Here is a 21,878-nt window from a genome sequence, read left to right on the forward strand (position 1 = left end):
TTTGTAAAAATTATCACATAACTGCCTGTAAGTTGTATACAAGCGCTTATAAATCAACAACATTTATCAAAAAAATTTACTCAATAAAATAAATGTTGTATCTTTGTAGTCCCTAACGGGAAAAGGAGATTAAATTTTTAATGGCAAAAAAACAATTAGCAGAAAAAGAACTAGAGGCAAAAAAAGCCGAACTTCAAGGTGCAGACGCGCGTCTGACTGAGAGAGAAACCATTGAATCAGAAGCTGACTCAATGTCGATCGAAGCGATCAAATCATCATTAGCCGTTCCAGATCAAGATTTTGATTGGGATGCTGACGACAAAGTTTTTGGTAAATACTCTGACGAGGACCGTAAAAAGTTCGAAGACATGTATACCGATACTTTTAATCAAATCAATCAAGGTGAAATCATTAGCGGTATTGTTGTTTCAATTAACAACAAAGACGTAGTATTAAACGTAGGATTTAAATCTGACGGATTAGTATCTACATCTGAATTCCGTGATACACCGGATCTTAAAATTGGCGATACCGTTGACGTTTTCGTGGAAGCACCTGAAGATGCAAATGGCCAGTTAATCTTATCTCGTAAGAGAGCAAAAACCCAAAGATCATGGGAGTCTATTAATGAGGCTCTTGAGAACGACAGAATCATCAACGGATTTGTAAAAAGCCGTACTAAAGGTGGTTTAATTGTTGACATCATGGGTGTTGAAGCCTTCTTACCTGGTTCTCAAATTGACATTAAACCTATCCGTGATTACGATATCTACGTAGGTAAAACAATGGAATTCAAAGTTGTTAAGATCAATCACGAATTTAAAAACGTAGTTGTATCTCATAAAATCTTAATTGAAGACGACTTAGAAAGCCAAAAAGTTGAAATCGTATCTAAACTTGAAAAAGGTCAGGTATTAGAAGGAACTGTTAAAAACATTACTGACTTCGGTGTATTTATCGATTTAGGTGGTGTTGATGGTTTACTTCACATCACTGATATTTCTTGGGGCCGCATAGAGCATCCGAAAGAAGTATTAAGCTTAGATGAGAAAATCAACGTTGTAGTTCTTGACTTTGATGATGAGAAAAAACGTATTGCATTAGGTTTAAAACAATTAACTCCACACCCTTGGGAATCTTTAGATACTAACTTAGCTGTTGGTTCAAGAGTGAAAGGTAAAATTGTTACTGTAGCTGATTACGGTGCTTTCTTAGAAATCATTCCAGGTGTTGAAGGTTTAATTCACGTGTCAGAAATGTCATGGTCTCAAAACCTACGCAGCCCACAAGAATTCTTGAAAGTTAGCGATGAAATCGAAGCTGAAGTATTAACTTTAGACAGAGACGAACGCAAAATGAGCTTAGGTATTAAGCAATTAACTCAAGATCCTTGGCAAAATGTAGCTGAAAGATATCCAATCGGAAGCAAACATACTGCAGTAGTTAAAAACATGACTAACTTCGGTGTATTTGTTGAAATTGAAGAAGGAATTGACGGATTAATCCACATTTCTGATCTTTCATGGTCTAAAAAAGTTAACCACCCTAACGAATTCACTAAAGTTGGTGAAACATTAGACGTAGTTGTTTTAGAATTAGACGTAGAAAGCCGCAAATTAAGCTTAGGTCACAAACAATTAGAAGAAAACCCATGGGATACTTTTGAAACTATCTTCACGATGGATTCAATCCACCAGGGTACTGTTGTTAAAGTAACTGATAAAGGTGCTGTTATTGCTTTACCTTATGGTGTTGAAGGTTTCGTACCTACAAAACATATGGCTAAAGAAGATGGTTCAGTAATTAAAGCTGAAGAAACTAATGATTTCAAAATCATTGAGTTTAACAAAGATGCTAAGCGTATCGTTGTTTCTCATGCCCGTATCTGGGAAGAGGCTAAAGCTGAAGCTGTAGCAGAAGAAAGAGCAACTAAGAAAAAAGAAGCTAAAGCATCTAGCACAGCTGTTAAGAAAGTTAAAGATTCAGTTGAGAAATCAACACTAGGAGATTTAGGCGTATTAGCACAGTTGAAGCAACAGATGGAAGGTGAAGAAAGCAAAAACAAAGCTAAATAATCTTTAAAGCTGATATATTAAAAGCATCCCGCTAGTCGGGATGCTTTTTTTTTGCTATTTTATGGCCTTCACGAAAGCATGATCATGAAAGTTATCTATAGTTTATTCTTTACGCTATTTTTTATTAACACACTGCAGGCACAGCTTCCAGACCTTATTCCCATTCCCGTTGACATGAAGGCAGGTTTGGCCGGCGACCAGTTTTCACTGCATAGCGAAACCATGGTATTGCTGAGCGACAGTGCCCTCACGCCTTCCGCAAGCTATCTCAACGATTACCTGCAACAACATTACAAGCTGACTTTGCGTAAGCTGGATTACGCGGCCAACGAACGTTCGGCCAATGTGATTTCGCTGGTCAGAACCGCTGGTGTTGGTACTCAACCCGACGAATATAAACTCACCGTCACTAAGCAAAATATAACGATACAAGCCAGTACCGATGCAGGCATATTTTACGGCGTGCAGACCCTGTTACAGCTTCTACCCTTACCTACGCAGGCAGATCGTTTCCAAATTCCGGCTGTAGATATTTACGATTATCCACGCTTTGGCTACCGGGGCATGCACCTTGATGTGAGTCGCCATTTCTTTGATGTGGCTTTTGTAAAACGCTACATCGATTACCTGGCCATGCACAAGATGAATTTTTTTCATTGGCACCTGACCGACGACCATGGCTGGCGCATAGAAATTAAAAAACATCCTTTGCTTACCGAAATTGGGGCCTGGCGAGATGGGTCCATCATTGGGCTGTATCCAGGTACTGGTAATGATGGTATCCCCCATGGTGGATTTTACACCCAGGAAGAAATTAAAGAAGTGGTGAAGTATGCGCAGGACCGCTATATCACGGTTATCCCCGAAATAGAAATGCCGGGACACAGCATGGCTGTATTAGCAGCTTATCCAGAATTGAGCACCACCCCTAAATTGCCTAAAAAAGTGGCCCAAACCTGGGGGATCTTCAATAAGTTTAACAACGTACTACTCCCTTCTGAGCAAACCTTTGCTTTTTTAGAAGACGTGCTTACAGAGGTGATGGCGTTATTTCCTTCGCCCTATATTCACATTGGTGGCGATGAATGTGCTAAGATCTGGTGGAAACAAAGTGCGTTTACCCAACAACTGATTAAGGAAAAAGGCTTAAAAGATGAAAATGGCGTGCAAAGTTATTTTATCCACCGTATTGAAGAATTTGTGAACAGTAAAGGGAAAACCATTATCGGCTGGGACGAAATCCTGGATGGAGGTTTAGCCCCAAATGCCATTGTGATGAGCTGGCGTGGTGAAAAAGGTGGCATCGTGGCAGCCAAACAAAAACACAAGGTGATTATGGCCCCTGAGAATTTTATGTACTTTAACCATAAGCAGTTTTTAAAAGAAGACTCGCTGACAGCCCAGCGGTATGTGCCGCTGGACGTGGTTTACCAATACGAGCCGATTTCTCCAGGCTTAATGGCCCAGGACCAAACCTACATCTGGGGTGCACAAGGTAACCTGTGGACCGAATACATTACCAATCCGGCCAAAGTAGAGTACCAGTTATTTCCGCGTTTAGATGCCCTGAGTGAAATATTATGGAGCCCTAAAAACAAACGTAACTACCCTGATTTTAAGCGCCGTTTGAAAACACAGTTCAAACGATACGACCTCCTGGACATTAATTATCCGAAACGCTATTTGTAGTTTCCAATCATATATCTATATTTGTTTAATCCTTTAGTCAATGCAAAAACGAACCCTGCTAGACGGAAAAAAATTCCAAATCACAATTAAGCGACTTTGTCACCAATTAATTGAGAGTCATACTGATTTCTCAAAAACCGTATTAATTGGAATACAGCCAAGAGGCAGTTACTTTGCCGATCGCGTAAAACAAGAACTTTCAGTCATATTAAACACCCAGACCCTTAAAAAAGGAAACCTGGATATTACTTTTTTCAGAGATGATTTCCGTCGTAAAGATGGTTTAGTTTCTGCAAGCAGCAATACCATAAACTTTATCATTGAGGGAAAAAATGTGATATTAATTGACGATGTGTTATGGACCGGACGTACCATACGTGCCGCGCTGGATGCTTTACTGGCTTATGGCCGTCCGGCTAAAGTGGAGCTCATGGTGTTGATTGACAGGAGATTTTCAAGACATGTACCAATCGAACCCGATTATATTGGGTTACAGGTAGACAGTCTGGACTCTCAGCTGGTTAAAGTAAGCTGGAAAGAGACCGAAGGTGAAGACAATGTAATTTTATTATCAGAAAGAACTAAATAGAAATGGCAGCAGACAAACTATCAACCCGACATCTTTTAGGCATTAAAGATATTACACGGAATGATATTGAATTAATATTCGAAACTGCCGACAATTTTAAAGATGTCATCAACAGGCCGATTAAAAGGGTACCCTCTTTAAGAGACATTACCATTGCCAACATCTTTTTTGAAAACTCTACCCGGACCAAACTCTCTTTTGAGCTTGCCGAAAAGCGTTTATCAGCAGATGTGGTTAATTTTGCTGCTTCTTCTTCTTCAGTAAGTAAGGGCGAAACCCTGATTGACACGGTGAATAACATTTTGGCCATGAAAGTGGATATGGTGGTGATGCGTCATCCTTATGCGGGTGCCGGTGTCTTCCTAAGTAAACACATCAATGCGCAAATTGTGAATGCAGGCGACGGCGCACATGAACATCCTACGCAAGCTTTATTAGACGCTTATTCTATCCGGGAGAAACTGGGTGATGTAGCAGGAAAGAAAGTGGTTATTGTAGGTGATATCCTCCACTCCCGCGTGGCCATCTCTAACATTTTATGTTTGCAGCGTTTAGGTGCTAAAGTGATGGTTTGCGGACCGACCACCCTGATTCCTAAGTTTATTGGCAGTCTGGGTGTAAAAGTAGAACACGACCTGATCAAAGCCTTAAACTGGTGTGATGTGGCCAATATGCTGCGTATACAACTGGAACGTCAGGACATTAAATATTTTCCTTCCTTACGAGAATATGCGATGATGTATGGTTTAACCAAACCAATACTGGACAGCCTGGACAAAGAAATCATTGTGATGCACCCTGGTCCGATTAACCGCGGTGTGGAAATCTCAAGCGATGTGGCCGACAGTAAACAATCTATCATTTTGGAACAAGTAGAAAATGGGGTAGCTGTTCGAATGGCCGTTCTTTATCTGCTTGCAGCTCAGCGTGATTAGAACCTCTCCCGTCTTTTCCATACCAATTTGACTAACTTTACGTTAGAACTTGTGTTATCAACACATGTTAATTACTATTGTTAATAAAACGCTTTAGTATATCTATCTTAGTGGCAACCATATTTGAAAAACAGATGCAAAAAAAATACCTTTTTATACCGCTTTTATTAGCAGGAAACCTATCGGCTGGATATGCACAGCTGAGCCCCTTAGTTAACCTTAATAAAAACTATCAAAGTGGATTAGAATTACTGGACAATGAGAAGTATGTTGCCGCTGCCCAACAATTTAAACTGGTAGAATTATCCCGTTTAAAGCCCGCTGCACAGCAGGAAAGCAATGCAGAACTATCTTTACTAAAAGAAAATGCTAAATTTTATGCCGCTGTATGTGCCTTAGAACTAGGTAACGCAGATGCAGAAAGCCTGTTTCAGAAATTTATAGCTGATTACCCCCTTAACCCGAATACAAAACTGGCTTATTTCCATGTAGGTAAGGCCTATTTTGCCAATAAGAACTACGCAAAAGCGTTGGAGTGGTTTGAAAAAACAGACCCTTCTACCCTATCGCAAAAACAACGCGTAGAATACCAATTTAAACAAGGTTATGCTTATTTCAAACAAGATGATATTGAAAAAGCAGAGCCATTATTTGAAGCGGTTAAAAAAGAAGATTCTCAATTTCAGGAAAGTGCGACTTATTACTTCGCCTATATTAATTACTTAAACAAGGAGTACAAAACTGCTTTAAGTAATTTCCAAAAACTAGAAGGCTCACCCACCTATGCGGCGAGTTATCCTTATTACATAACCTCTATGTATTACCTGGATGAGCGTTATGACGATGTGATCAGCTATGCCATTCCGGTGTTAAATACCATTCCACAGGAATATGAGGCCGACATGTTAAGCCTGGTAGCGGCATCGTATTTTGCTAAAAAGGATTATGTGAATGCGGAGAAGTATTTCCAGTCTTATTACGCCAAAAACCAGAACACTGCACCAAACAACTTGTTCCTGTACCAATACGGCTACTCGTTATTTGATCAAAAGAAATATACCCCGGCGGTTACAGTTTTAGAAAAACTGAACAACGATGATGTATACCTGCAAAGCGGGATGTATACTTTAGGCCGTACTTTTATTGAACTTAAAAATAAAGAAAAAGCAAGAAGTGCCTTTTTCAGGGCTTCGCGTTTAGAATTTGATAAACCGACACAAGAAGATGCCTGGATCAATTATGCCAAATTAAGTTACGAACTGGAGTTTAACCAGCAAGCCTTAGAAAGCACCCAGAGTTTCTTGAAACAGTTTCCAAGATCGAGTAAAATCAATGAGGCTAAAACCTTATTGGGTGAAATTTTACTGACCAGCAAAAACTACCAGGCTGCAATTGATATTTTAGAACCTATTCCTAATAAAACACAGGAAGCACGTGAAGCTTATCAAAAAGTTACTTATTTCAGAGGATTAGAGTTTTACAATGAGCGGGCCTTCCCAAATGCTTTATCCATGTTTTTACGTTCTGCTAATTTTGCTGAGGACCAGGAAATTACTGCCCTGAGCATGTACTGGAGAGGAGAAGCTTCTTATGAGTTGCGTAAATTTGGGGAAGCGGTTAAAACCTTTGAAACCTTTTTATCAATGCCAGGGGCGAGAAACACCAAGGTTTATAACTTTGCAAATTACGCATTGGCCTATGCAGCTTTCGAAGATGAAAACTACTCGAAAGCGGCGACTTACTTCGAACGCTTTTTAGCAGGAAACGATAAAGAACAAAACACGATCATTGATGCTACCATAAGACTGGCGGATTCTTATTTTGTGAGTAAAAATTACGGCAGTGCCTTGGTAAACTACAATAAAATTATTGACCAAAGAGCGAAAGGCGAAGATTACGCCTTGTTTCAACGCGGAATGATTCAGGGCCTTCAAGGTCAGGAAGATGCGAAGATTGCCACCATGGAAAGTGTGTTAAAACAATATCCTGGTTCTAACTACGCGGATGATGCCGGATTTGAAAGGGCTTATACCTATTTTAATAAAGGTAACCTGGACCAAAGTAAAAACGACCTGACCAGCTTAATCAGACAATACCCAAACAGCAGTTATATTCCTCGTGCCATGGTGACCATTGGATTGGTTCAATACAACCAGGATCAGGATGACGCAGCGGCTGAAACCTTTAAAAAAGTAATTGCAGATTACGGAAGTACAGAGGAAGCTAAACAATCATTGGAATCCATTAAAAACATTTACCTGGATAAGGGTGATGCCAATGGATTTATCTCTTATGCAAATACTACCCCAATTGGTAATTACACGGTGGCAGAGCAGGATAATATTGTTTTCCAGGCAGCCAATACGCGCTATTTAAAAGGTGATTTCCAAGGAGCCTTTGAAGCGATTAACAGTTACTTTGACAAATACCCAAAAGCCATTCATGATAAGGAAGCTAAGTTTATCCGTGCAGAATCACTGGTTAAACTGAACCGTGCTGATGAGGCAATTCCAGATTACGAATACATTTTGAACGACTGGACCAGTGATTATACCGAACGTTCCTTAGTGAGTATTTCTGAGTTGTTCTTGAAACAAAAGAAGTACAACGAGGCCATTGTTTATTTGAAGCGACTGGAAACTACGGCAGATTATAAAGTTCATTATACTTATGCCATTAACAACCTGTTGAAAGCTTATGCAGCCTTAAACATGCCTGATGATGTACTTAGGTATGTGACGCTGATCAAGGAAGCCGACAAAACTTCGGAAGAAGAGAAACACAGTGCTGATTTATATGCAGGTAAAGCTTATTTATTAAAAGCAGACACCACAAAAGCTACTCAAGCCTTTGCTGAAGTGGTTAAAAACACTAAAACTTTAGCAGCTGCAGAAGCTAAGTATAACCTTGCCGAGATTCAATACATGAATAAGGACTATAAAACGTCGCAAAAAACATGTTTTGACTTAATTAACAACATGCCATCTTATGATTACTGGGTAGCGAAATCATTCATTTTACTGGCAGATAACTACCTGGCGCTAAATGATAAGTTACAAGCGAAAAGCACTTTATTGAGTTTGATTGATAACTATGAAGGCAAGGATGAAATTGTGGCAACGGCTAAAGAGAAATTAGAAAACATTAAATAAGCACAGGAAATGAACATTAAGAAATTATTATATACCACCGCTCTTTTTATTAGCGCAGGTACCTTAAGTGTACAGGCTCAGGATAAAAAAGAAACGGAAAAACTACAAGACGATAAAACTATTGCAGAGGAAATTGAGGTGGTTAGACCTTATAAACCTGTACTTGCCGAAGCCGTTAAATTAAGGAGAAGTCCGGACTTGAACGATGTACAAACCTATAAAGCAAAGTTTAATTATGGTTTAACGAACAGACGTTTAGAATTAAACTCAGATATTAACAAGTTACAGGCACAGCAAGTTGCGCAGGAACGCCCTGACACTTTGTATAACAACTACCTGAAAGGTGGTTTAGGTACTTCGGCAACTACACTAGCTGAAGCCTATATTAACATTGGTCGCGATGAAGCCTTACAGGCAGGTGGTTTTTTCAGACATTTTGGTCAGGAAGGTAAACTGAATGGCCAAAAGTTTAACCAGCAGCAGTTAAGTGTTTTTGGCAGAAGTATTATGGACGACTTTACCTTAAGCGGCCGTATTAACTACCAACGTAATGGCCTGTATTTTTACGGACAAGATGTTAATAACTCTTTTGTAAATGAAAACCCGGAGAAACAAGCTTTCAATTTTATTGAAGCAGAGGCCGAAATAGCCAGTAAATACACGCCGGATGAAAGTGCATTAAGTTATGCCGCTAAAGTTAACGGTTATGTATGGAGCGACCGCTTTAATGCAAAGGAAAACTCGGTGGTATTAAATGGGTACCTGAATAAAAGAATTAGTAGTTTTAATTTAGGCCTGGCCTCTTCCTTAGAAATGGGGAATACAAAAGACCTTAATGTAAGTGTAAACAACCACTTAGTCAAAGTAAATCCTTACATCAGGTTACAGACCAACGGCATTAAAATTAATGCAGGTATTAACCTGGTACAGGAGTTTGGTTCTTTCTCTGAATTAAGAATCTTTCCTGCGGTAACGGCAGACCTGACTTTAATTCCAGATTACCTGCAATTATTTGGAGAATTGAAAGGTGATGTAAACCGTAATTCTTTAAAACTACTGACGGACGATAATCCATTTTTAACATCTGATATCCAGATTCAAAACACTGTAGAAAAAATTAGCTTTACGGGTGGTATTAAAGGTACCGGCGGACCAGGTTTTGGTTACCAGGCAAAAGTATACCATAAGGAACTGGAGCAGTTGCCATTGTTCGTGAACAACTTTAATAACCCTAGTCAGTTTGACGTGATCTATGATTTCGGTACTACTAAATTATTGGGTATTGAAGGAGAGATTTCTGTGCAAATTAGCAACAATTTGAAATGGACAGGCCGCATGAACATGGAGAATTACACGCCAGCATCAGAAACGGAAAGCTGGTTTAAACCACAGTTACGCATTAACTCCAATCTATTATATAATGTAAATGATAAATTAAGCTTTAATGCAGCTGTAGTATTACAGGATGACAGCAAAGCTAAACTATACACTGCCCAACCAGCTTCGCCATACCTGGTGCCAAACCGTGATATCGAATCAGTGGTGAACGTTAAAGGTTTCGTAGATTTCAGTCTAGGTGCAGGTTACAAAATTAACAAGCAGTTTTCTGCTTTCGTAAAAGCAAATAACATTCTGGATAACAACAACGGAAGATTTTTATACTATCAAGCTATTGGATTCAATGGTTTTGGAGGCATAACCTATTCTTTCTAGCCGGTTTAAAATTATAATTGGTTGATAGAGAATTAAAATTTATTTTTACCAAAATGGATATATTATCTTACTTAGCATCACTTATTCAGACGAATAATGAAGTGGGTGTACCCGGATTGGGGACTTTCGTTAAAAAGAAGTCGCCAGGCCGTTACGATGCCGGCTTACATGCCTTCCTCCCACCGAGTTATCAGTTGGCTTTTGATCCGGAAGTTCGGGAAACAGGCTTATTGGCTGAATATGTTAGCAAGCAACATAACTTATCCGACGCTTCGGCAAACTACCATATTGAGCAATTTGTTGCGAAAGTAAAACAAGAATTGGAAGAGCAGCTGGAAGCAGCCATTGATCCGCTTGGCAGATTGCTATTAAGTGGCCGGTTGATTACATTTTTGCCAAATGAGGAGTTAAGCCTTGGTCATCAGTTTTTTGGTTTGCCAACGGTGACTGAAGCGCAAGCAACCCAGGTTGAAGCTGTGGCTCCAACAATTGCAGAGGTTAGACCTGTTGAAGAAGAGGTTGTTTCTACATCAGAACCTGTTATTATAGCAGAGGAAGAAGTTATACCTATAGAAGAACCCATTGTTGTGGAAGAAACACCAACGGAAGAGCAGGAAAAACTGGAAGCGATTGTAATGGAAAACAACATAGAGGAGGAGAACCCGGGTCAATTGCCGGAGGAACCCATTTATTTTGCAGAACCAGCCGAATTAGTTGATGAACCGGAATTGGAAGAACAAGCTGTTGTTGAAGCACCACCTGTAGTTGAAGAATATGAGGAAACTGAAGCCTCTGTTGCTGCAGTAACGCCAGTGGAAGAAACACCACTAGCAGAAGTTCCCCCTGTTTTCGAAGAACCTACGGTAAAAGACCAGCCGGTAGTTGAAGAAACGCCTCTAGCAGAAGTACCCCCTGTTTTTGAAGAAGCAACAGTAAAAGACCAGCCGGTAGTTGAAGAACCACCTTTTGTGGAAACACCACCAGTGGTAGAATCGCCAATGGTTGCACCACCATTTGCTGCTGAAGAAAAGCCTGCTACAGCCATTAAAATGCCGGAAGCAGTGATTCCTTTGGTTACAGGAGCTACTATTGTACCTGAGGAAACGGTTAATTACCAGATAGAAGAACAGCCTAAACAAACAACTCCAGGTTACTATAAGATAGTTATTGGCGTGTTGTTGTTGCTATGCCTGGCCTTTGGATTTTACATGCTAAATCCGGACTGGTTTAGAAAAACAAACACCGAAACTGCAGCGCCGGAGCCAAACACCGTTCCTCTGGAAGAAAAGCCAACTGTAGTTTTACCAGACACTTTGGATAATGAGCCGGATAGCCTTAAACAAGATAGGATTCAAGTTGACACTACCGAAGCTAAGGTTAGCCCAGTGGCTAAAAAACCAGCAGCAGAAAAACCAGTAGCCGTTATACCTGCCAGGCCGAAGATAATAAGTTACGAGGTCATTGCTTCATCGGTGTATGGCGACAAAGCTGCGCAGCAATTTATTACTTCTATGAAACAGAAGTGGGGAATCAAGGCAAAGATTGTAAGCAAGCTACCAGGAAAAAAGATTAAAATCAGTGTAGCTAGTTTTAAAGACGAGAAAAAGGCTCGTTTGGAACGCGCCAGATTAGAAGAAAAATTAAATATACCAGGATTATACATTTACACGAACACAAACAAACCAGACTAATATGATTACATTGTTACAGGGTGCCAGTGATACGGCTAACCAAATTATTGATACAGCAAACGTGATGCAACAAGCTGTAACCGCTGCACCTCCAGAACTTCACTTTATTGACTTATTATTTAAAGGCGGTTGGGTAATGATCCCCTTGGGTATCCTTGCCTTTTTAGGATTAGTGATCTTTATTGAACGTTACATCACCATCCGTAAAGCGTCTAAAAACGAAACCAACCTAATGCTGCAGATCAAACAGTACATACAGGATGGACGTTTAGAAAATGCCATTGCACTTTGTCGCAGCAGCCATTCTCCATTAGGAAGAATGTTAGAAAAAGGATTAAAACGTATTGGGCGCCCGATTAAAGATATCGAAGCTGCTATTGAAAACACAGGTAAACTGGAAGTGTCCAAACTAGAGAAAAACCTGGGTATCCTGGGTATTATTGCCGGTATCGCTCCCATGTTGGGTTTCGTTGGAACAATCATTGGTGTAATTACCATTTTCCATGATGTATCCATTAAAGGTGCTATTGAAATTGGAACAATTTCAGGTGGTTTATACACAAAAATGATTACTTCCGCTACAGGTTTAATTATCGGGATCATCGCTTATGTATTATACCACATTCTGAATATGATGGTGGAAAGAATTATCCTGAGAATGGAAACTGACGCTATTGAGTTTATTGATTTATTAGATGAGCCAGGTAAATAATGAATCTGCGAAAAAGAAATAAAGGAACAGTAGAAGTACAAACCTCGGCATTGAATGATATTATGTTCATGCTGATGTTGTTTTTCTTACTTGCCTCTGCGGTGGTAAACCCGCAGGTAGTAAAATTATTACTACCAAGATCTGAATCCGGACAACAATCTTCTGCACAAAAAACCGTTACAGTATCCATAGACGACAAGCTAAATTACTTCGTTGAGAAACAGCAAGTTACTCTCGATAATTTACAAAGCGTGGTGGAAACCTACCAAAGGGACTCACCCGATCTGACCATTGTACTTTATGTGGCCCGAGGTGTATCTATAGAAAACACGATGCAGGTTTTTGATGTCGCAAACCAGTTAAAACTTAAAGTTGTATTGGCTGTAGAACCTAAAAAATAATGACATACGATCAGGAAGAAAATAATTACCCAAAGGCATTTATCATCGCCACGGTGATCATGGGTATTCTTATTGCGATAAGCTATTTCATTGTGATTGGCTCTTTTAAACCTGTAGAAGCAGGTATGGGCGGCATGGTGGTGAACTATGGTACTTCCGTTACCGGTATGGGCACTGATTATACCAGCATCGAAGAACCTTCTGCAGACCCGAATGCCAACCAGAATGCACCTGATAAAGTAGTGCCTGAACAAACAAATATCCAGGAATCTACTCCTCAGGCAAGTGATAAAGAAATTGTTACCCAAAATACGGAAGAAGCGGTAAGCGTAAGTACCAAGAAAACACCAAGCACAGCAACACCAAGCGCAGCGGTAGAAAAGAAACCTGCAGCACCAACGGTGAATCAAAATGCCTTGTATAAGGGTAAGGCCAACAAAGGCACAGGTCAGGGTGATGGAACGGGTACTACACCTGGAAATCAGGGTAGTGTAAATGGTGATCCTTTAGCCAATAATTATGGTGAAGGGGGTTCTGGCTTCGGCGAAACACCCATTGCTTTAAGACGTTTTACCAACCTGGTTACCCCAAGTGACGATGGACAAAAAACTGGTAAAATTGCCGTAAGAATATCAATTAACAAAGAAGGATTGGTGGTTAACGCAGTACCTGGTGTTAAAGGCACCACCCTAAATGACAGGGTACTTTGGCAGAAATGCAAAGACGCTGTGATGGGTGCCCGTTTAAACCAAGCTCCCAATGCACCTGATTTACAGGTAGGTGTAGTGGTTTTTAACTTCAAAGTACAGTAAGGGTTTATATCAAACCAAATTAATGACCTATTTAGAGACACTCGACTACCTATACACTAAACTACCCATGTTTAGTCGTATAGGTGCAGTCGCCTATAAAAAGGATTTACACAATACCATTGCCCTTTGCGATGCTGTTGATAATCCGCAAACACAGTTTAAGACCATCCATGTAGGTGGCACCAATGGAAAAGGCTCCACCTCTCACATGTTAGCGGCCATATTGCAGCAAGCAGGTTACAAAACCGGACTCTACACCTCTCCACACCTTAAAGATTTCAGGGAGCGTATCAGAATTAATGGTACCATGGTTCCCAAGAAATTTGTGAGCCAGTTTGTACAACAACAAAAAGGGACGATTGATTCCCTCCAACCCTCATTTTTCGAGGTGACGGTTGCTATGGCATTCACCTATTTTGCAGAAGAAAAGGTAGACATCGCGATCATCGAGGTAGGCTTAGGGGGCCGACTGGATTCTACTAATATCATCACCCCTGATTTGTCTGTTATCACCAACATCAGTCTTGATCACACCAATCTTCTTGGCAATACACTGCCTGAGATTGCTCTTGAAAAGGCCGGCATTATTAAACCTGGCATTCCTGCGGTGATTGGCGAAAGACAGGCAGAAACAGATGAGGTGTTCCTTAAAAAGGCAAAAGAAACCAATAGCCCACTGACTTTTGCCGCTGATGAACTGCGCATTACTTCTTTTAATAAGGAAGAGCAATACCTTAGCCTAAGCGTGCAACAAGGTGCGTCGGTATTATTAGACAACCTGAAACTCGATTTAACCGGAAGCTACCAGTTAAAAAACGTGCTAACAGTTATACAGTCTGTTCTGGAGTTAAGAAAACTGGGGTACAACCTGCCAGATAAAGCCGTATATAAAGCACTGAAAAATGTGAAAAACCTTACCGGTTTGCAGGGCCGTTGGTCCACGTTACAGCAATCGCCTTTAACCATTTGCGATACTGGGCACAACCTGGCGGGCATTACCGAAGTGATGCAAAACATAACACACACGCCTCACCAAAACCTTCACATGGTGTTTGGGGTGCTTAAAGACAAAGATATTTCCGGCGTATTAGCGCTATTACCAAAAAATGCAACCTATTATTTTACCCAGCCCAATGTGGAGCGTGCCATGCCAGCAGAAACACTGGCTGAACAAGCCGCGCATTTTGAGCTGCATGGCGAAGTGTATCCGGAAGTTACATTAGCCTGGCAGGCTGCCCGGGCACAAGCCCTTGCTGGCGACCTGATTTTTATTGGCGGCAGTACCTTTGTGGTAGCCGAAGTGATATGATAACTTTCCTATTACTTACCGCTATTTGCCTTTAGTATTAATACATTTGCTATCTATAAATAAATTGCATGAAGAAATCATTTATACCTGTTGCAGCCTTGCTGCTATTGTGTACACCACTGTTTGCACAAAAGAAAAACAGTAAATCAACTACTGCCGGTAACTACCCGACTACAGTAGACCGCCCTAAATTGGTTGTTGGATTAGTGATAGACCAGATGAAATGGGATTACCTTTATCGTTATTATGACCGTTACAGCAATGGTGGTTTTAAAAGACTGGTTAATGATGGTTTTTCTGCCGAAAACACCTACATCTCTTATACCCCAACGTATACCGCCTGTGGCCATGCCAGCGTTTACACCGGATCGGTACCTGCGATAAATGGTATCATTGGAAACAACTGGTTTGACCCTAAACTTGGTCGCGATGTATATTGCACAGAAGATAAAGCTGTCCAAACCGTGGGATCTACATCGGATGCGGGCGAGATGTCTCCAAAGAACATGTTATCCAACAGCATTACTGATGAGTTAAAATTAGCCACCAATTTTAAAAGTAAAGTGATTGGTATTTCGATGAAAGACCGGGGTGCAATACTTCCAGCAGGTCATTCTGCTGATGGGGCTTATTGGTATGACGGAGCTACAGGAAACTGGATTACCAGCACCTATTATAGAAAAGATCTTCCGGCATGGGTTAACACCTATAACAATTCAAAAGAGTCAGATAAGTTCATGTCTAAAGACTGGACTACCTTATATCCTATCGAAACGTACACACAAAGTTCTACTGACGACAACATTTATGAAGCCAGGTTCAAAGGCGCTACCAGCAGCTCATTTCCACATGTGTTAAAAGATGCGGTAGGCACTAACTTCGGTTTGATCAGAAGCACACCATTTGGTAACACCATGACGCTTGATCTAGCCAAAGTAGCTATAGAAGCAGAAGAAATGGGTAAAGATGATATTACAGATTTTCTTGCGGTAAGCTGTTCTTCTACAGATTACGTGGGCCACCAGTTTGGACCAAACTCTATTGAAGCCGAAGACACGTATTTACGTTTAGACAGAGACCTGGAAGCTTTTTTCAATTACCTGGATAAAACAGTTGGTAAAGGCAATTACCTGTTCTTTTTAACCGCTGATCATGGGGCAATACAAGTGCCGGGTTACCTGGTAGAAAATAAAATACCTGCAGGTAACATCAACAGCCGCCAGCTATTGAAAGACCTGAACACTTTAATGGAAAAAGACTTTGGCATTAAAAACTCTGCATTGTCGATCATGAACAACCAGGTTGTATTTGACAAAGCGGCAATTAAAGCTGGAAAAGGCGATTACAATGCTGTTAAAGCAGCTACCATGGAGTTTCTAAGGTACCAGGAAGGTATTATGGATGCCGTTGATTTATCAAACCTGAACAACACTACTTTACCTGCAGAGATCAAAAACCGTATAGCTAATGGTTACAATGCACAACGCAGTGGTGATGTGTATTTCATATTGAAACCAAACTGGTTTGACGGTGGAAAAACTGGTACTTCACATGGTACCTGGTATGCTTACGATTCACATATCCCATTGGTATTTATGGGCTGGAATGTTAAGCCTGGTAAAACAAACAAAAACTACTACATGAGTGATATTGCATCAACGGTGGCAGCCATGTTACGCATACAGATGCCCAATGGTAATATTGGGGAGCCCATTACCGAGCTTACCCATCAATAAATTAAAAAGCCACCTATTGACTGCCCCCAAAAAGTTAGACACTTATTGGGGGCATTTTAATTTTTGTACCTTTACACACCAAGTATAACCCCTTTATGCAAGATAACACTAGCTATAAACCCCAACATAAAATACGCTTTGTAACGGCTGCAGCCTTATTCGACGGTCATGATGCCACCATTAATATCATGCGCAGAATCCTGCAGTCTTCTGGGGCGGAAGTGATACATTTAGGTCACAATCGCTCGGTGGAAGAAGTGGTTAATTGTGCTATCCAGGAAGATGTGCAAGGCATAGCCATGACCTCCTACCAGGGTGGGCACATGGAATATTTCAAATACATGTACGATTTGCTGCAGGAACGCGGCGCACCACACATTAAAATCTTTGCCGGCGGCGGCGGCGTCATTCTGCCAGCAGAAATTAAAGAGTTACAGGACTATGGCATCAGCAGGATTTACTCCCCTGATGACGGTCGAACCATGGGTTTACAAGGCATGATTAACAACATGCTGGAGCAAACTGATTATGTAACGCACAGTTCCATCAATGGCGAATTAGCCAATATTCCACATGGTGACATCAAAAGCATTGCTGCTGCTATTACGGTAGCAGAAAATGACCCTGAAGGATCGCAAGGTTTTGTCGCTGAACTCAAAAAACTGACCGCTTCGAACCAGGCCCCGGTATTAGGCATCACAGGAACCGGTGGATCAGGTAAATCATCATTGGTTGATGAGCTGGTACGGAGGTTTCTAATGGAAGTTCCTGATAAAACAATGGCCATCATCTCGGTAGATCCTTCTAAGCGGAAAACGGGTGGTGCTTTATTAGGCGACCGTATCCGGATGAACGCTATTAATAATCCACGAATCTATATGCGCTCCCTGGCCACCAGACAGGCGAACCTGGCTTTATCTAAAAATGTGCAGGAAAGCATTGATATTTGTAAAGCTGCAGGTTACGATCTTATTATTGTTGAAACCTCAGGTATTGGGCAATCAGATACAGAAATTACAGAACACTGTGATGTTTCCTTATACGTGATGACACCTGAATTCGGGGCAGCTACACAACTGGAAAAAATCGATATGCTCGACTTTGCCGATCTGGTAGCGATTAACAAGTTTGATAAACGCGGTGCCTTAGATGCGTTACGCGATGTGCGTAAACAATACCGCAGAAACCATAACCTCTTTGATGCTGCAGAAGATACCATTCCTGTATTTGGTACCATGGCATCACAGTTTAACGACCCTGGCATGAATAACCTGTTCACCGCTTTAATGGAAAAAATTAAAGAAAGAACGGGAGTTGATTTTAATGCACAAATGAAAATGACGGCTGCACAGTCGGAAAAAATATACATCATCCCACCAGACCGGATCAGGTACCTGGCCGAGATTGCAGAATCAAGTCAGGCTTACCAGGAGTGGGTAAATACACAAAGTGCCCTCGCTACCAAATTGTACCAGTTACAGGGGGTAATGAAACTGACGGAAGATGTGAACTTGCTTACCTCTTTGCAAGATATTTACAACCACCTGGAAGAACAGCAGGATGGTGCATGCAAACGTTTATTGCGCGAATGGCCAGCTACAAAAGCCAAATACAAGGAAGAATATTTTGTGTATAAAGTGCGCGATAAAGAGATCAAACAACCTTTATTCTATGAATCTTTGTCGAAATTAAAGATTCCAAAGGTTTCTTTGCCTCGTTATGAAGATTGGGGCGATGTTTTACGCTGGTTATTAACAGAAAATGTACCTGGTGAATTCCCTTATGCTGCAGGCGTATTCCCATTGAAGCGAGAAGGCGAAGACCCAACCCGCATGTTTGCAGGTGAAGGTGGGCCGGAACGTACCAATAAACGTTTCCACTACGTATCGCTTGGCCAGCCAGCACACCGTTTATCCACAGCTTTTGATTCTGTAACCTTATATGGGGAAGATCCCCATATTCGACCAGATATTTATGGTAAAATTGGTAATTCGGGGGTGAGTATTGCCACTTTAGATGATGCCAAGAAATTGTATTCCGGTTTCGATCTATGTGCGGCATCTACCTCTGTTTCCATGACCATTAACGGCCCTGCGCCTATGCTTTTAGGCTTTTTTATGAATGCCGCCATTGATCAGCAATGTGAGAAGTACATTATCGAACAGGGTTTACAAGCCGAGGTAGAAGAAAAAATTAAAGAGATTTACGCAGGCAACGAAACCAACAGACCTGTATACAATGGCGCATTGCCGGTGGGTAACAGCGGACTGGGCTTAATGTTACTGGGGGTAACCGGCGATCAGGTTTTACCTGCCGAGGTATACGCTAAAATCAAGGCTTATGCCATCAGCAGTGTACGTGGTACGGTGCAAGCTGATATATTGAAGGAAGACCAGGCGCAAAACACCTGTATCTTCTCCACTGAATTTGCCTTGCGTATGATGGGCGATATCCAGAAGTATTTTATCGATGAAAAAGTAAGGAACTTTTACTCTGTATCCATCTCAGGTTACCACATCGCTGAAGCAGGGGCCAATCCGATTTCACAACTCGCCTTTACCTTAAGTAATGGTTTTACTTTTGTAGAATACTATTTAAGTCGCGGCATGAACATCGACGATTTTGCACCGAACCTGTCCTTCTTCTTCTCTAATGGCATCGATCCTGAATATTCGGTGATCGGCCGTGTGGCCAGACGTATATGGGCAAAAGCCATTAAAAACAAGTATAAAGGAAACGACCGTTCACAAAAACTGAAATACCATATTCAAACTTCAGGGCGGTCCTTACATGCACAGGAGATCGACTTCAATGATATCCGGACGACTTTACAAGCCCTGTATGCCATTTACGACAATTGCAATTCCTTACACACCAATGCCTATGATGAAGCCATTACAACCCCTACAGAAGAGTCGGTAAGGAGGGCAATGGCCATTCAGTTGATCATTAACCGGGAATTAGGTTTAGCTAAAAATGAGAACCCATTACAGGGAGCTTTCATTATTGAAGACCTGACAGACCTGGTAGAGGAAGCAGTATTATTAGAATTTAAACGTATTAACGATCGTGGTGGCGTATTAGGAGCTATGGAAACCATGTACCAGCGTGGAAAAATCCAGGAAGAAAGTCTGTATTATGAGACCATGAAACACAATGGTACCTACCCTATTGTGGGTGTAAATACTTTCTTGAACAAAAATGGTTCACCAACCATTGTACCAGGCGAAGTCATCCGTGCCACGGAGGAGGAGAAACAATTCCAGATCAATGCGCTTAAAGCTTTCCAGCATAGAAATGCTGCCATTACAACTGCTGCTTTAGCAAATTTACAATTAGCGGCAATCGCTGGTCAGAATATATTTGATGAGTTAATGGAAGTATCAAAGACCTGTTCACTCGGACAGATCTCGAATGCCCTATATGAAGTAGGTGGGCAGTACCGCAGAAACATGTAAACAACAGACAAGGCTGAATAAACCAATATATACCAAGAAAGGCCTGAGTTATTCAGGCCTTTCTTAGTATATATCGTATTTAAGATAAATGTATTATTTCTATAGGTAGACAAGTATTAAGCGTTAATCCAGCTAAACTTGTATTCCATGGTGGGGTTTTTCATTCTGTCTGCTACGCGGATTAAACGGTCTGGTAAAGCCATGATATAATCACGTGCTTTCTCACCAGTAGCATCCAGGTCGCGCATACCTGCTAAATTCCATTCATCAATTAGTTGTTGCATAATTTCAACATAGTCGATAGCGGTATATACACCTAAACGTTGTGCAGCATCTGTAAAGTGACCAAAAGTCTGACCAATCTTCAAACCCATTTCCCTTAAGAAATGTGCAGGCATTACAATCTTTTTGCGCATCATGTCTTCAAAAGCAACCATCGCTTCATTAGGATCCACAGCAAAAATCTGGCTCATAAAATCTTTATAAGCTTTGGCATGTCTTGCCTCATCAGAAGCAATAACACCACACATTTTTGAAAGTAAAGTATCCCCATCTTTTTTAGCTAAAGAGGCAACCCTTCTGTGCGAAATATTGGTAGCCAGTTCCTGAAAACTGGTGTATATAAAGTTACGGTATGGATCATGACCAGTACCGATATCAAAACCATCGGCGATCAAATATTGAGTAGAGGTTTCAAATTGTTTCATATCCACTCTACCTGATAAATAAAGGTATTTATTTAATAGGTCACCATGACGATTTTCTTCGGCAGTCCAATGACGGTTCCACCTCATCCAGCCACCTTGTTCACTTTTATCAACACCTTCCACCATGGCTAACCATGATTCGTAGGTAGGTAAAGCTTCTTCGGTAATGGTATCACCAACTAGAACAGCAACTAAGTCATATGACAGGTCTTTAGCTTTTTCCTGTAATAATTTTATATCCTGAAAGAATGTATCACTCGAAGAGTCTGGCAAAAAATCAGACGGTTGCCAATTCGTATCAATCGGTTTTAGGTAAGTATGCATCGTTTCAAGCATATAGCCCTCCACATGAAGCATAACTTCCCTTCTTTTCTCTGCGAAATAACTCATTGTTTGTGTATTTAATTGAACGCAAAGATAACCAAAAAATTTCCATAAAAAATGACGGAAATCATTTTGTTTAGCGCGTATATACAGTTATATGCAATTATTTGGCCAGTTTTTAGCAATAGGTAAAGCTTATAGCGAAAGACTTGTAAACATAGCGGAAGAATCAGAAAAACCGATCAGGGATTAATGTAACATTTACTAATAATTTATAGTATAACACGTTAGAAAATTTCTTATAAACAAGAAAAGCCTGTAGTTTCCTACAGGCTTTCTTTAAGATTTGGCACCGACCTACTCTCCCACGTGTTACCGCAGTACCATCGGCTCTGGTGGGCTTAACTTCTCTGTTCGGAATGGGAAGAGGTGGACACCACCGATATAGGCACCTAAATATTTTTAATGTTATTTAGATCGTCTATCTTTCGATATTTATTTTTCACTAATATAACGATGACATATTATTGAAAGAAGTTAGTAATTGAAGAACAAACAACAGTGTTGTTGCTTTT

At 40.8% G+C, this 21,878-nt stretch carries 14 protein-coding genes and 1 rRNA gene; 13 read left to right on the forward strand and 2 right to left on the reverse strand.

Annotated features, from left to right (window positions below; all coding sequences use genetic code 11):
- The first annotated feature begins 140 nt into the window (after nt 1-140).
- From rpsA to IWX76_RS06230, 13 genes are all read left to right on the forward strand, one after another.
- The gene (gene rpsA, locus IWX76_RS06170; RefSeq protein WP_196858976.1) at nt 141-2,075 is read left to right on the forward strand and encodes a 30S ribosomal protein S1; all 1,935 of its coding nucleotides are present in this window, start codon (nt 141-143) and stop codon (nt 2,073-2,075) included.
- Between the two features lie 84 nt (nt 2,076-2,159).
- Entirely contained in the window at nt 2,160-3,764 is a 1,605-nt protein-coding gene (locus IWX76_RS06175; RefSeq protein WP_196858977.1) for a beta-N-acetylhexosaminidase, read from the forward strand.
- Nucleotides 3,765-3,804: 40 nt separating this feature from the next.
- Complete coding sequence (gene pyrR / locus IWX76_RS06180) at nt 3,805-4,353, forward strand: bifunctional pyr operon transcriptional regulator/uracil phosphoribosyltransferase PyrR (protein ID WP_196858978.1); 549 nt, start codon at nt 3,805-3,807, stop codon at nt 4,351-4,353.
- A gap of 2 nt (nt 4,354-4,355) precedes the next feature.
- Complete coding sequence (locus IWX76_RS06185; protein WP_196858979.1) at nt 4,356-5,288, forward strand: aspartate carbamoyltransferase catalytic subunit; 933 nt, start codon at nt 4,356-4,358, stop codon at nt 5,286-5,288.
- A 134-nt stretch (nt 5,289-5,422) separates the two neighbouring features.
- Nucleotides 5,423-8,440 carry a tetratricopeptide repeat protein gene (locus tag IWX76_RS06190; RefSeq protein WP_196858980.1) on the forward strand — a complete coding sequence of 1,006 codons (3,018 nt, stop codon included), beginning with the start codon at nt 5,423-5,425 and terminating at the stop codon, nt 8,438-8,440.
- A 9-nt stretch (nt 8,441-8,449) separates the two neighbouring features.
- Nucleotides 8,450-10,153: a hypothetical protein gene (locus IWX76_RS06195; RefSeq protein ID WP_196858981.1), complete on the forward strand. Its 1,704-nt coding sequence runs from the start codon at nt 8,450-8,452 to the stop codon at nt 10,151-10,153.
- Between the two features lie 53 nt (nt 10,154-10,206).
- Entirely contained in the window at nt 10,207-11,844 is a 1,638-nt protein-coding gene (locus IWX76_RS06200) for a hypothetical protein (protein ID WP_196858982.1), read from the forward strand.
- Nucleotide 11,845: 1 nt separating this feature from the next.
- Nucleotides 11,846-12,556: a MotA/TolQ/ExbB proton channel family protein gene (locus IWX76_RS06205; protein WP_196858983.1), complete on the forward strand. Its 711-nt coding sequence runs from the start codon at nt 11,846-11,848 to the stop codon at nt 12,554-12,556.
- Nucleotides 12,556-12,957, forward strand: a complete 402-nt coding sequence (locus tag IWX76_RS06210; protein ID WP_196858984.1) for an ExbD/TolR family protein — start codon at nt 12,556-12,558, stop codon at nt 12,955-12,957. The genes IWX76_RS06205 and IWX76_RS06210 overlap by 1 nt, the downstream gene beginning before the upstream one ends.
- Complete coding sequence (locus IWX76_RS06215; RefSeq protein ID WP_196858985.1) at nt 12,957-13,769, forward strand: energy transducer TonB; 813 nt, start codon at nt 12,957-12,959, stop codon at nt 13,767-13,769. Before IWX76_RS06210 ends, IWX76_RS06215 begins: the two co-directional genes overlap by 1 nt.
- A gap of 22 nt (nt 13,770-13,791) precedes the next feature.
- Nucleotides 13,792-15,078 (forward strand): bifunctional folylpolyglutamate synthase/dihydrofolate synthase, encoded by a 1,287-nt coding sequence (locus IWX76_RS06220; protein WP_196858986.1) that lies wholly within the window; start codon nt 13,792-13,794, stop codon nt 15,076-15,078.
- A gap of 68 nt (nt 15,079-15,146) precedes the next feature.
- On the forward strand, nt 15,147-16,814 hold the full coding sequence (pafA, locus tag IWX76_RS06225) for an alkaline phosphatase PafA (RefSeq protein WP_196858987.1): 1,668 nt from the start codon (nt 15,147-15,149) through the stop codon (nt 16,812-16,814).
- 95 nt (nt 16,815-16,909) lie between these two features.
- Nucleotides 16,910-20,272 carry a methylmalonyl-CoA mutase family protein gene (locus tag IWX76_RS06230; protein WP_196858988.1) on the forward strand — a complete coding sequence of 1,121 codons (3,363 nt, stop codon included), beginning with the start codon at nt 16,910-16,912 and terminating at the stop codon, nt 20,270-20,272.
- Between the two features lie 116 nt (nt 20,273-20,388).
- On the opposite strand, the gene IWX76_RS06235 is transcribed toward IWX76_RS06230, so the two are convergent.
- Both IWX76_RS06235 and rrf read right to left on the reverse strand, forming a co-directional pair.
- On the reverse strand, nt 20,389-21,369 hold the full coding sequence (locus IWX76_RS06235) for an acyl-ACP desaturase (protein WP_196858989.1): 981 nt from the start codon (nt 21,367-21,369) through the stop codon (nt 20,389-20,391).
- 278 nt (nt 21,370-21,647) lie between these two features.
- Nucleotides 21,648-21,759 (reverse strand): 5S ribosomal RNA (gene rrf / locus IWX76_RS06240).
- Nucleotides 21,760-21,878: the final 119 nt, after the last annotated feature.

It is taken from the genome of Pedobacter sp. CAN_A7 (assembly GCF_015752175.1).
Lineage (GTDB): Bacteria > Bacteroidota > Bacteroidia > Sphingobacteriales > Sphingobacteriaceae > Pedobacter.

Bases quoted from the DNA above. Each gene is read 5' to 3' on its own strand.
- rpsA (WP_196858976.1), top strand. From the start codon at position 141: ATGGCAAAAAAACAATTAGCAGAAAAAGAACTAGAGGCAAAAAAAGCC.
- IWX76_RS06175 (WP_196858977.1), top strand. From the start codon at position 2,160: ATGAAAGTTATCTATAGTTTATTCTTTACGCTATTTTTTATTAACACA.
- pyrR (WP_196858978.1), top strand. From the start codon at position 3,805: ATGCAAAAACGAACCCTGCTAGACGGAAAAAAATTCCAAATCACAATT.
- IWX76_RS06185 (WP_196858979.1), top strand. From the start codon at position 4,356: ATGGCAGCAGACAAACTATCAACCCGACATCTTTTAGGCATTAAAGAT.
- IWX76_RS06190 (WP_196858980.1), top strand. From the start codon at position 5,423: ATGCAAAAAAAATACCTTTTTATACCGCTTTTATTAGCAGGAAACCTA.
- IWX76_RS06195 (WP_196858981.1), top strand. From the start codon at position 8,450: ATGAACATTAAGAAATTATTATATACCACCGCTCTTTTTATTAGCGCA.
- IWX76_RS06200 (WP_196858982.1), top strand. From the start codon at position 10,207: ATGGATATATTATCTTACTTAGCATCACTTATTCAGACGAATAATGAA.
- IWX76_RS06205 (WP_196858983.1), top strand. From the start codon at position 11,846: ATGATTACATTGTTACAGGGTGCCAGTGATACGGCTAACCAAATTATT.
- IWX76_RS06210 (WP_196858984.1), top strand. From the start codon at position 12,556: ATGAATCTGCGAAAAAGAAATAAAGGAACAGTAGAAGTACAAACCTCG.
- IWX76_RS06215 (WP_196858985.1), top strand. From the start codon at position 12,957: ATGACATACGATCAGGAAGAAAATAATTACCCAAAGGCATTTATCATC.
- IWX76_RS06220 (WP_196858986.1), top strand. From the start codon at position 13,792: ATGACCTATTTAGAGACACTCGACTACCTATACACTAAACTACCCATG.
- pafA (WP_196858987.1), top strand. From the start codon at position 15,147: ATGAAGAAATCATTTATACCTGTTGCAGCCTTGCTGCTATTGTGTACA.
- IWX76_RS06230 (WP_196858988.1), top strand. From the start codon at position 16,910: ATGCAAGATAACACTAGCTATAAACCCCAACATAAAATACGCTTTGTA.
- IWX76_RS06235 (WP_196858989.1), bottom strand. From the start codon at position 21,369: ATGAGTTATTTCGCAGAGAAAAGAAGGGAAGTTATGCTTCATGTGGAG.